This window comes from Porcincola sp. LCP21S3_C12, from assembly GCF_052118625.1.
GTDB lineage: Bacteria > Bacillota > Clostridia > Lachnospirales > Lachnospiraceae > Porcincola.
The window spans coordinates 1-11,241 of sequence record NZ_JBQKGW010000034.1 but is presented as its reverse complement, the minus strand read 5'-3'; the positions used below and the strand labels follow the sequence as shown (position 1 = coordinate 11,241).

The following is an 11,241-nucleotide window of genomic DNA, read 5'->3' as shown; positions in this document are numbered from 1 at the left end:
ACGAGCTTCACCATCACCTTCCTGGATGGAACCGTGAAGAACGTAAAGATATGAGAGAAGAGTAGCCCTTGCCGAAGATGGCAGGGGCGTTTTTTTATTTTCGGGAACGAGTTTTCTTTTTGCGCTGAGGTTGTAAGCTATGAGAAAGATTGAAATTTTGCGCTGAGGTTGTAGCGAAGCATCGATTCTTCCATGGAGGAAGCAAAGCACTTCAGCGAAGCATCAGAGAACGGATAGGCTCCTATATATGCGCGAGGGTTGTGTGGATGAGGGAAGGATTTTATTTTGCGCAGTGGTTGTCAAACTGCTATTGCAATAATATAATAGAAGGACAGACTAAAGTAAGCCATGATGGTTGTGGGGCGTCCTTGTTGCCATCTCGATTCCGATCTTTACATCACAGCTGGAGAAGGCTAGAGATGGCGTGTCAATTGCGAATATTAGAGCCGCATATGCGCAGGCACAGAGTGCATATCTTACAGCGGACGGAAAGACAGCTAACGCCGATACAGATGTGACTGTTGCATATGACACGAATGGAAAGGTGAGTAAAATTACAGTTGCTAACGTCGTTATTAAGAGCGAGAAAGCAAACAATTGGAGCGGAGTAGGTGCTCAGCTTCCTTGGGTTACAGCAGCAGATCAAGTTACTCCGGCAGATACTGGAGAATCTGGAACTAAGAATGTTGAATTCACTTACGATAGTACAGGCAAGATTACTGCGGTAGCTTTGGCTTCATAATTCGAACCAGCTTGAAAAGTCCCATCCTCCCAGCGAGGGTGGGCTTTTTATTTGCGCTAAAATACCCATCCTCGCCGGGAGGATGGGTACAATGCAAGTCTGTAATTAGTTGAAATGAACAGAAACAGACGACTCTGTTCCTGCGGTAGGAACAGTATATGTTGCAGTAATCGAATGACCAGCAACATCCCCACCAGTGTATCCAAACTGTGTATATACTGGGTCAGTAGTGTAGGCAGCACCGCTAACAGTTGCAGCAGTTCCCTTTCCAACCATAGTAGCGGCTGACTCCGCAGTAACTGTGCGCGGTAAGCTGATTTTACATCTAAAAAAGTGATTGACATTCACACTGGCAAGGTTGCTAAATCAAAGGATCCTAGTGCCAGTGAGGAACAGATTAAGAAAGATTTACGGATATCTGCGTATAATTCGGCATATAATATAGTTCCTAATGATATTTCATCATGGAATGTAAATACGGCACTGAAGAATAACGATAATTATAAATTTGGCGATTATTATTTCTATCGATATATCTACACATTCAAGGAAGATGGATCTATCAAGCAGATTCAGGCAAATGATAACTATAAATCTATGCCATCGGATCCATATTGATGGCGTTAATTACGTGGTGTGGCAGTGACATAGGTGAAACGGAAAGGAGTGATGCTTGTTATGAAGAAAGAACAGAATAAAGGCTTCACACTGGCTGAACTCCTTATCGTAGTCTCCATCATTGCTGTGCTCGTTGCCATCAGCATTCCGATCTTTACCTCCCAACTCAAGAAAGCCCGGTTTGCGGTTAATCAGGCGAATGCTCGCTCTGCCATGTCAGCGGCGATCACGTGTTTCCTTGAAACACCGGATGATGTCAAGGAAACGACAGCAGCTGACCATGATCAGCATATGTATTTCAGGTATGATACGAAGACGGGACAGTGTACATATGTGGGTTGGGGAACAGCAAGTCCGAATAATAAGATGGGCTTTCCATATAAGGATTTTGCCAATATTGGTTACTCACAAAGCGGAGGAAAAGGGGAAACGGATATATCTATGTGGAAGATGAACATGGGCGGTAAGCTATTAAGTACCGGGAAAATGTCTTATACCGTTCTCACCGACCGCACGTACCGCTACTGGGACGTTGCAATGCAGGGCGATGGTACTTTTCTTGCCATCGTGTGCTTATGGTAGAGACGCAGGTGATCATCATGAGAAGCAAGAATAAAGGTTTTACGCTTGCCGAATTACTGATTGTGGTCGCCATTATTGGAGTGCTCGTTGCCATCAGTATTCTGATCTTCAGTAAGCTGGTGCAGAAAGCAAGACTCGCCGCAAATCAGGCAAACGCCAGAGCTGCATATGCCGCGGTAGAAGCGGAATACATCACCACTCATCCTTCAGCGACGGATCCAAGGAGCGAAACTTATTACACTTATGATGCATTGACAGGCAAGACAGAGAAAGGATCACTTGACGGATATGAGTCCGTTGGTGTCGCTTACTCAACTCCTTCATCTTGGTTGACATCTACAATTATCGGTTCACGTCCGGATTGGACCCTTGGGCAGCATGTATATAAGAAATGGGTTCTGGTTGTCAATAATGTAAGTGGGAAGGTAAGGGTATACATGGTTCACTCTTAAGAACTATCTCTTTATTTTGGAATATGGAATCTTCACAGAGCTGATATGTTTATGGTAGAGAGGCAGGTGATCATCATGAAGGACAGAAAAGGTTTTACACTCGCGGAATTATTAATTGTGGTCGCCATTATTGGAGTGCTCGCGGCGATATCCATCCCGATTTTCAGTACGCAGTTGGAGAAGGCAAGGGATGCTACTTCGGTGGCGAATTTGCGATCTGCATATGCCGAGGCTCAGGCAGAATATTTGAATCCAGATCTATCAATGAGAAGTGGTAAAGGTCTTGTGATTAGAAGCAATGGTGAAATTACAATGTCTGTCAATTTTGAGTCTGCTACCTCATCAACTATATCGAGTATTGCCGTATATAGTGTGGACATAGAAAGTAAGAAAAGAAATAACTGGTCGGGTTTAGGAGAAAATCTACCCTTCTACAGCACTTTGCAACCAGATCCGGGATCGCATGGAGATATTGGAAAAGCAGGCAAATTAAAGTATGTTGTTTTCACATATGACAAGGATGGAAATATCACGGAAACACGATTAATATAGGCATAAACGAGGATTGTGTTTTAATTGGAATGAGAGCGTAAATGCAAACCGTGAATGAAAACAAGAAATCAGACATAGCACGTTATTAAAATTGGAGAACACCATGAACATAGAAGATTTCACATCAACAGAACAGAAACAGATCAACGCAGGCCTCTCCGCCGTGGAGATCACCGACAAGGAGGCAGCAGATAAAATCCTTGCCCTGGTGCCGCAGGAGTGGATCAAGAAGATCCCGTTCTTTGTGAGAAAGCACGCGACGACGAAGACCATTGAGCGGATCGCGAATCAGTATCCTGATCTGTACGCTGTCGCAAAGAAGCCGGGAGAGCTGCCGGAGAAGGAACGCGAGGAGCTTTGCGGTATCATCACGAGGATTTTCAAAGAGAAGATGGATAAGCACAACATCAAATGATCTATCCAGCGCGTCAGTTCTGGCACTTGTGGATATCGCGTTAAGGTGTGCAGTGAGTGAATGGAGGAAACCATATGAAAAAGAATAGAAAAGGCTTCACATTGGCGGAACTCCTCATTGTGGTCGCTATTATTGGAGTGCTCGTGGCGATATCCATACCGATCTTCAGCAAGCAGCTGGAGAAGAGCAGAAGGGCGGTAGACCTTTCAAATGCTCGGAACATAGAATCAACCCTGATGTATGATTTGATGGATGGAGATCTCAAGCTGGATGATAATCAGGCCGCATATGTTTATGTGAATCGCAATTATCCTTGTGAATGTAAAGTGACAAATGGCGGGACATCAGGGACAACTACGACAGCCGAGTTTCTGAAACTTGTAAAAGAATCTGGAATCGTCACAGATGATTTACGCGTGAAATGCAGAAACGTTAATGGCGGTGGATGGTATTGGTATTGCTTCTATGTTTATGGCAATGGTGAGCATGGCTTTGTATCAAGCACGAATAAAGCAAAGTCCGAAGAGAGATTCATGTGGAATCCTACTACGGAGAATCTTAATAATATCATCGCAAATAACGCAAAATCCGGTGGCCAGAACATGCAGAATGCAATTAATGGAAATTCGAAATAAATGATTAGAATGATGAGGTAATCACATATGAAGAAAAACAAGAATAAAGGCTTCACGCTTGCGGAACTCCTCATTGTGGTCGCCATTATTGGAGTACTCGTTGCAATATCCATCCCGATCTTTACCTCTCAGCTTGAAAAAGCCAGAGAAGCTACGGATGCTGCAAACATCCGGTCACAGTATGCAGAGGTCATGTCGGAGGCTATTACCGAGGGCGGTAATGTAAGCGGTAAGGATCAGTTTGGCGCTGTTGAGCTTAAGCAGAAGAAGGATCAATGGCAAAGCAGTGGGCTGAAGGAGAATCTGGAAGGGGTTTATGGTCAGGTAGTAGGAGATTACCCGAAAGCCGGTGGGACTGCATGGGTAGAGTATGATGGTGAGAAAGCAATTCTTCACTATGAAGGTGGAAGCTCGGGTAGTGGAAATGCTGGTGGAGGAAGCACTGGAGGCGGAAGCACTGGAGGAGGAAGTGACAGTGGTGGTGGTACTGGAGGTGGATCTGGTTCTTTAGCAAATCCAGATGACATTAACACGACTACAAACCTTCCTAATGCTTTTAATTTTTCGATAAATGATTGGGAGACGGTTGTCAGCAAAGACGGATTTTATAGTGGCTCTAATCATTTTTATAAGATTGTTCCAGGAATGGTATATCGCTATAAAGGGTCTATTTATTTTGGCACTCGTACTGTGCAAGTAGAAAATGATCAGTATACGAACCAAACTCCGGATCAAGTATTAGACTGGTATGCCACGGAAAAGCCTACTGGTAAGATTTGGCAACAGCCTGATTTTAATAAACAGAGAACTGATGTTAATAGAGGGGATCTCTGCAAGGTTGGCGATGATTATTATGTTTACAATGATGGGGGGAATACAACGTCTGGACCATTAACAAATGATGGAAAATGGGTGAAAATCAACTTGAATCCATGAGGCAGCACACACCCTCCGGGTCCCTGTCAACCTTTTGACCCCGAAATCCAGGACTGCTTTCCAGGTTTTCAAGCCGTGGACACGGGCACTCAGAAGGCAACAGTAGAGCTACTTTACCATCATGCGGAGTGTTGCCGATAAAGCTTGAGTGAGAGAATACAAGCAAGTTACCGGGAGGATTGTGAAGGGAATAGACGGCGGTGCGGGATGAATGCCTGCATCGCTTTTTCTGTTTAGGCGGATTTTGTTTACACATGTTCATTTTTTCAGAGTCCGGTACAGCCTATTCATGGTATACTGATTTTATCCAATCGATTTTAATATGCGGGGGACAGCTGCTATGATTCTTGACAAAAAGCAGATGACCGAGGAGGATATCAAGTTCAATTACATCACGCCTGCCATCAACAGAAGCGGGTGGGTGAATGGTGTCAACATTACCATGGAGACGAAGATCACGGATGGTCGGATCAACCTTCGTGGCAATATGGCATATCGCGAAAATCCCAAGAAGGTCGACTATCTTCTTTATTTGAACAAATATCACCCGATTGCCGTGGTGGAAGCCAAGGACAATACACACACGGTCGGTTTTGGCATGCAGCAGGCGATGACTTATGCGCAGATGCTGGATGTCCCTTTTGCGTACAGTTCAAACGGCGATGGCTTTCTGGAGCATGATTTTCTGACGGGCAACGAGCGTCAGTTGTCTATGGATGCATTCCCCACGAAGGATGAACTGCTGAAACGCTACCAGCAGGGCGTTAACGACGGCAATGGTCTGAATGACGAGGAACGTCAGCTTCTTGATCAGCCGTACTATTCAAGCCAGTCGACCTACCCGCCGAGATATTATCAGCGCAATGCGGTGAACCGCACACTGGATGCCATTGCACGCGGTCAGAATCGGATTCTTCTTGTGATGGCGACGGGTACCGGCAAGACCTACACGGCTTTCCAGATCGTCTACAGCCTGTTGAAGAGCGGGGTGAAAAAGAAAGTCCTGTATCTCGCGGATCGCAACAATCTGGTTGATCAGTCGATCCAGCAGGACTTTGCTCCGCTTGAGAGCGTTACCCACAAGGTCAACTTTGCCAGGGACAGGAAGGACACCATCACTTCTTATCAGGTCTATTTTGCTCTCTATCAGCAGCTGGTCGGAGACAACGATCAGGAACACTACAGTGAGCTCTTTGATCCGGAGTTCTTTGACCTTATCATCGTCGACGAGTGCCATCGCGGTTCCGCCAAGGAGGACAGCCGGTGGCGGAGGATCCTTGACTACTTCCATGATGCCACGCAGATTGGCATGACCGCCACACCGAAGGAGACGGAGTACATCTCGAACACCACCTATTTTGGCGATCCGGTTTACAGCTACAGCCTGAAGACGGGTATCGACGATGGCTTCCTTGCTCCCTTTAAGGTGTATGGCATTACGCTGAACATCTCTGATGGCTGGAGACCGTACAAGGGTCAGAAGGACTACTACGGCAACGAGATTGAAGACCGAATCTACAACAATACAGACTACGACTATAACATCATCCTTGCAGACCGGATTCAGGAGGTTGCCTTTCGGATTACCGAGTACTTGAAGGCTACGGACCGTATGCAGAAGACGATTGTGTTCTGTGCGACAGAAGCGGCAGCGGAACGGATGCGCGAAGCGCTTGTCAACCTGAATGTTGATATGGTGAAGCAGAATCCGGACTACGTGGTCCGGATCACGGGAAATGACGACTATGGCAAGAGCAAGCTGGACTACTTCATTTCCGTATCGAGCAGGTATCCGGTGATCGCAACGACCTCGGAACTGCTCTCGACCGGCACGGACTGCAAGATGACAAAGCTCATTGTCATCGACAAAAACGTCAACTCCATGACGCAGTTCAAGCAGATGATCGGACGCGGCACCAGAGTGCGCGAGGATCAGGGAAAACTGTTCTTCACGATCATGGACTTCCGGGGCGTGGCACGGCTCTTTGCGGATCCAGACTGGGATGGACCTGTGGAGATCAATGAGAACTTTACGCCGGGGCGGGGTGACCGCCCGCCAGTCGAAGTCGATCCTCCGAAACCGCCGGTGTCAAAACCGCCGATGCCATATGTGGATGAGAGCGGCTGCCCGGTGGATGTTGTCAGAGAGACAGTCTCTGTCTATGATTCCGGCGGCAAGCTCCTGCGGCAGGAGAATATTATCGACTACACGAGGCGAAACATCCGTGGTGACTATGCAGATCTTGGCACATTTGTACGCAGATGGTCACAGGCTGAGAAGAAGGAAGCAATCTCGGACGAGCTGAAAAAGCACGGCATCGATCTTGAGAAGATGAAGAAGGATCAGCACATGGAGGACGTGGATGATTTCGATTTTATCACCCACGTTGCCTATGATCAGAAGCCACTGACCAGAAAAGAACGTGCGGAGAACGTCAAAAAGAGTGATTTCCTGCACAAATACAGCGGGGTGGCACAGGAAGTGATAGAGGCGCTGCTCGATAAGTATGCAAATGAAGGTGTATACGAGATTGAGCAGCCGGAAATATTGAAATTGGATCCCTTCCGGAAGCTTGGCTCTCCTGCGCGGATTGCTAAGTATTTTGGTGGGAAAGCGGGATATCTGCAGGCGGTGCATGAGCTGGAGTCGGCAATCTACATGCAGGCCTGATGGGGAATGATCGATGAGTGATTTAGGAAGTTTTGTAAAGAGACTGAGAGACATCATGCGCAATGATGCCGGTATCAACGGCGACGCCCAGCGGATCGAGCAGATCGCATGGATCCTGTTTCTGAAGGTCTATGATGCACAGGAGGAGAACTGGGAATTTGATCAGGAGAACTACGTCTCGATCATCCCGGAGGAGTGCCGCTGGCGGAACTGGGCGGTGGATGATGGAAAAGGAAATGCTCTGACCGGAGAGCAGCTGCTCGACTTCGTGAACAACAGATTGTTTCCGGTACTCAAGGGAACGGATGTAAAGGATACGAACGGCAATATCCTGATCCACGGCATCCAAGTTGATAAGGATACGCCCATCAACAAGGCAATCGTACAGGCAACCTTCCAGGATGCCAACCAGTACATGAAGGATGGTGTCCTGCTGCGGCAGGTGATCAACGTCATCGACAGCATCGATTTCGGCAGCTATGAAGACAGTCATGCTTTTGGTGATATCTACGAGTCCATCCTGAAGGAACTGCAGAGTGCAGGATCCGCCGGCGAGTTCTACACACCCCGTGCTGTCACGGACTTCATGGCAGAGATGATCCAGCCGAAGATCGGCGAGTATATGGCAGATTTCGCCGCAGGCACGGGCGGCTTTATGGTGAGCTGGCTGAAGGAACTGTCCAAGCAGGTGAAGGATACCGACGACAACAAGGCGCTTGGTGAGTCTGTCTATGGCGTTGAGAAGAAACAGTTCCCCTATATGCTCTGTGCCACCAACCTCCTGCTGCATGGCGTGGATGTGCCGAGGGTCTACCACGGCAACTCGCTGATGCATGATGTCCTCGACTACACGGAGAAGGACCAGTTTGACGTGATCCTGATGAATCCGCCCTATGGAGGATCTGAGAAGAACGATGTGAAGAATCATTTCCCTTTAGAGCTGGCAAGCTCCGAGACAGCGGATCTTTTCATGTCCGTTATCATGTACCGTCTGAAACAGGACGGAAGAGCAGCCGTGATCCTGCCGGATGGGTTCCTGTTCGGCACAGATAATACAAAGGCGGCAATCAAGAAGAAGCTTCTGACCGAGTTTAATCTGCATACCATCATCCGGATGCCGGGCAGCGTGTTCTCCCCGTATACGTCCATCACGACCAACATCCTGTTCTTCGATCACACCGGCGCGACAAGGGAGACCTGGTTCTACCGTCTCGACATGCCGGAGGGCTACAAGCACTTCAGCAAGACCAAGCCGATGAAATCAGAGCATTTTGATCCGGTCCGGGAGTGGTGGAACAACCGGACAGAGATCAAGGATCAGGACACCGACACATGGAAGGCGAAGAAGTATACGGCACAGGAGATCGCAGACGGCAGCTACAACCTTGACCTCTGCGGCTATCCGCATGAGGAAGAGGAGATCCTTGCACCACTCGATCTGATCCGGCAGTATCAGGAGAAACGCGCCAGTCTGAATGCGGAGATCGATCATGTACTAGACGAGATCGTAGTGCTTCTGCCGCATGACGAGGGAGGAGAACAGTGACACCACAGCAGTTGAAGAACAGCATCCTCCAGATGGCCATGCAGGGAAAGCTCGTGGAGCAGAGACCGGAGGAAGGCACCGGGGAAGGACTGTACCAGCAGATCCAGAAGGAAAAGCAGAAGCTCATCAAAGAGGGGAAGATTAAAAAACAGAGGTCCCTGCCGGAGATCACGGAAGAGGAAGTGCCGTTCGAGATACCGGAGAGCTGGAAGTGGACGTACATTGGAGAGATTTTTCAGCATAACACAGGAAAAGCATTGAATGGAGTAAGCGGGCCCGGAAATATGCTTACATACATCACGACTTCAAACCTGTACTGGGACAGATTTGAGCTTGACCGACTCAAAGAAATGCCATTTACGGATGAAGAAGTTGCCAAATGCACTGTACAAAAGAATGATTTGCTTGTTTGCGAAGGCGGAGACTTTGGAAGAGCTGCAATTTGGCCATATGATGAGCCAATAAGGATCCAGAATCATATTCACCGATTACGTGCGTATTCTGAAATTAGCGTTCGGTATTTCTATTATCTCTTTTACCTATACAAGAATGCAGGATTGATATCAGGAAAAGGAATCGGTATACAGGGACTCTCATCAAATGCGTTGCATAGATTGAGAGCTCCCCTCCCTCCCCTCGCCGAGCAGAAGCGCATCGTGGCGAAGATCGAAGAGATCATGCCATATATCGATCGATATGCTGTTGCCTACGACCATCTGCAGTCCTACAACGCACGCTTCCCGGATGATCTGAAGAAATCCATTCTGCAGATGGCGATTCAGGGAAAACTGGTGCCTCAGGATCCGAATGACGAACCGGCCAGTGTTCTGCTGGAGAAAATTGCTAAAGAGAAGCAGAAGCTGATTAAGGAAGGGAAGATCAAGAAGGAGAAGCCATTGCCGAGGATCACGGAAGAGGAGATACCGTTCGATATTCCGGAGAGTTGGGAGTGGGTGTACATCGGAGACGTGTTTCAGCATAATACAGGGAAAGCCTTAAACGGTGTTAGTGGCCCCGGCAAAATGCTTACATACATCACGACTTCAAATCTGTATTGGAACAGATTTGAACTTGATCGTCTCAAAGAAATGCCTTTTACAGATGAAGAAGTTGTTAAATGCACTGTAAAGAAGAATGATCTCCTTGTTTGTGAGGGCGGCGACTTTGGAAGAGCCGCAATTTGGCCATATGATGAGCCAATAAGGATCCAGAATCATATTCACCGATTACGTGCGTATTATGATGTAAGCGTCTGGTACTTTTATTATCTTTTCTATTTTTACAAGAATGCCGGATTGATATCTGGAAAAGGCATTGGCATCCAAGGCCTCTCATCAAAAGCATTACATAGAATAATAATGCCTCTTCCTCCCCTCGCAGAGCAGAAGCGCATCGTTGCCAAGCTGGATGAATTGCTGCCACAGATTGACAGCCTGAAGTAGGGAGTAATCAAGAGGCGGATCATGAATAACAGCATCCAGGATATCCTTGAAATGCTCGACACGTTGAAACTTCCATTAGCCGCACAGCGGTTCAATGAATTTCAATAAGAGCGCTAAGATAGAAAACCTGAAGACTGGGAATGGCCGTATCTACAATGATGCGACAGTAGAGCAGGTCCTTCCTTTCCGTTTTGCAGAAAACCGCCAGAATAAAAGGATACGCTAACCTTATGAAAATCAAGAGTTTAGATCATCTTGTTATTACCACAAGAGATGTTCGCGCCTGCCTGCATTTTTATGTGGATATTCTTGGCATGAAGTATGATGACAGAAACGGACGATACGCTTTGTATTTTGGAGAGAACAACAATCAGAAGTTCAATATCCACACAAAAAAGGCAGAGTTTCTGCCCGCAGCCGCGTATCCGACATATGGGAGTCAGTCAGTTCCTGCGCACAGGTGTCCAGATCCGCAATGCCGTATACATATTTGTCAGCTTCATCACGAAAGGCCGTGATGACGTCTGCATTCTCATTGGATCCTCAACTGTAAAACGAGATGCAACCCCTCTCGTTCTGGCCTGAGGCCATAATGGTTACTAATCAAATACCTGCCGGGAGGTTGCATCCCGGCTTGCAAAGAGATCAGT

11 protein-coding genes are annotated in these 11,241 nt (G+C 47.3%); all 11 read left to right on the top strand.

Annotation, left to right across the window (positions count from 1 at the left end; all coding sequences use genetic code 11):
- The first annotated feature begins 424 nt into the window (after nucleotides 1–424).
- The 11 genes from ACTQ1N_RS12075 to ACTQ1N_RS12025 all read left to right on the top strand — a co-directional run bounded on the left by ACTQ1N_RS12075 (nucleotide 425) and on the right by ACTQ1N_RS12025 (nucleotide 11,109).
- The gene (locus tag ACTQ1N_RS12075) at nucleotides 425–742 is read left to right on the top strand and encodes a hypothetical protein (RefSeq protein ID WP_441956915.1); all 318 of its coding nucleotides are present in this window, start codon (nucleotides 425–427) and stop codon (nucleotides 740–742) included.
- Between the two features lie 678 nt (nucleotides 743–1,420).
- Entirely contained in the window at nucleotides 1,421–1,942 is a 522-nt protein-coding gene (locus tag ACTQ1N_RS12070; protein WP_441956914.1) for a pilin, read from the top strand.
- Between the two features lie 17 nt (nucleotides 1,943–1,959).
- Complete coding sequence (locus ACTQ1N_RS12065; protein ID WP_441956913.1) at nucleotides 1,960–2,394, top strand: pilin; 435 nt, start codon at nucleotides 1,960–1,962, stop codon at nucleotides 2,392–2,394.
- Between the two features lie 75 nt (nucleotides 2,395–2,469).
- Nucleotides 2,470–2,946, top strand: coding sequence for a type IV pilin protein (locus tag ACTQ1N_RS12060; protein WP_441956912.1), 477 nt, complete (start codon nucleotides 2,470–2,472; stop codon nucleotides 2,944–2,946).
- A 103-nt stretch (nucleotides 2,947–3,049) separates the two neighbouring features.
- Nucleotides 3,050–3,361 (top strand): hypothetical protein, encoded by a 312-nt coding sequence (locus tag ACTQ1N_RS12055; RefSeq protein WP_441956911.1) that lies wholly within the window; start codon nucleotides 3,050–3,052, stop codon nucleotides 3,359–3,361.
- 74 nt (nucleotides 3,362–3,435) lie between these two features.
- Nucleotides 3,436–3,996, top strand: a complete 561-nt coding sequence (locus ACTQ1N_RS12050) for a type II secretion system protein (RefSeq protein ID WP_441956910.1) — start codon at nucleotides 3,436–3,438, stop codon at nucleotides 3,994–3,996.
- 27 nt (nucleotides 3,997–4,023) lie between these two features.
- Nucleotides 4,024–4,932 (top strand): pilus assembly FimT family protein, encoded by a 909-nt coding sequence (locus ACTQ1N_RS12045; protein WP_441956909.1) that lies wholly within the window; start codon nucleotides 4,024–4,026, stop codon nucleotides 4,930–4,932.
- A 340-nt stretch (nucleotides 4,933–5,272) separates the two neighbouring features.
- Nucleotides 5,273–7,603, top strand: coding sequence for an EcoAI/FtnUII family type I restriction enzme subunit R (hsdR, locus tag ACTQ1N_RS12040; RefSeq protein ID WP_441956908.1), 2,331 nt, complete (start codon nucleotides 5,273–5,275; stop codon nucleotides 7,601–7,603).
- Nucleotides 7,604–7,616: 13 nt separating this feature from the next.
- A complete protein-coding gene (locus tag ACTQ1N_RS12035; protein ID WP_441956907.1) occupies nucleotides 7,617–9,149 on the top strand; it encodes an N-6 DNA methylase in 1,533 nt (510 codons plus the stop codon).
- Nucleotides 9,146–10,591 (top strand): restriction endonuclease subunit S, encoded by a 1,446-nt coding sequence (locus ACTQ1N_RS12030; RefSeq protein WP_441956906.1) that lies wholly within the window; start codon nucleotides 9,146–9,148, stop codon nucleotides 10,589–10,591. The genes ACTQ1N_RS12035 and ACTQ1N_RS12030 overlap by 4 nt, the downstream gene beginning before the upstream one ends.
- 230 nt (nucleotides 10,592–10,821) lie before the next feature.
- Nucleotides 10,822–11,109: a VOC family protein gene (locus ACTQ1N_RS12025; RefSeq protein WP_441956905.1), complete on the top strand. Its 288-nt coding sequence runs from the start codon at nucleotides 10,822–10,824 to the stop codon at nucleotides 11,107–11,109.
- Nucleotides 11,110–11,241 lie beyond the last annotated feature (132 nt).

Coding starts and splice junctions, on each gene's coding strand:
- ACTQ1N_RS12035 (WP_441956907.1), top strand. CDS start 7,617: ATGAGTGATTTAGGAAGTTTTGTAAAGAGACTGAGAGACATCATGCGC.
- ACTQ1N_RS12045 (WP_441956909.1), top strand. CDS start 4,024: ATGAAGAAAAACAAGAATAAAGGCTTCACGCTTGCGGAACTCCTCATT.
- ACTQ1N_RS12065 (WP_441956913.1), top strand. CDS start 1,960: ATGAGAAGCAAGAATAAAGGTTTTACGCTTGCCGAATTACTGATTGTG.
- ACTQ1N_RS12060 (WP_441956912.1), top strand. CDS start 2,470: ATGAAGGACAGAAAAGGTTTTACACTCGCGGAATTATTAATTGTGGTC.
- ACTQ1N_RS12050 (WP_441956910.1), top strand. CDS start 3,436: ATGAAAAAGAATAGAAAAGGCTTCACATTGGCGGAACTCCTCATTGTG.
- hsdR (WP_441956908.1), top strand. CDS start 5,273: ATGATTCTTGACAAAAAGCAGATGACCGAGGAGGATATCAAGTTCAAT.
- ACTQ1N_RS12055 (WP_441956911.1), top strand. CDS start 3,050: ATGAACATAGAAGATTTCACATCAACAGAACAGAAACAGATCAACGCA.
- ACTQ1N_RS12070 (WP_441956914.1), top strand. CDS start 1,421: ATGAAGAAAGAACAGAATAAAGGCTTCACACTGGCTGAACTCCTTATC.
- ACTQ1N_RS12025 (WP_441956905.1), top strand. CDS start 10,822: ATGAAAATCAAGAGTTTAGATCATCTTGTTATTACCACAAGAGATGTT.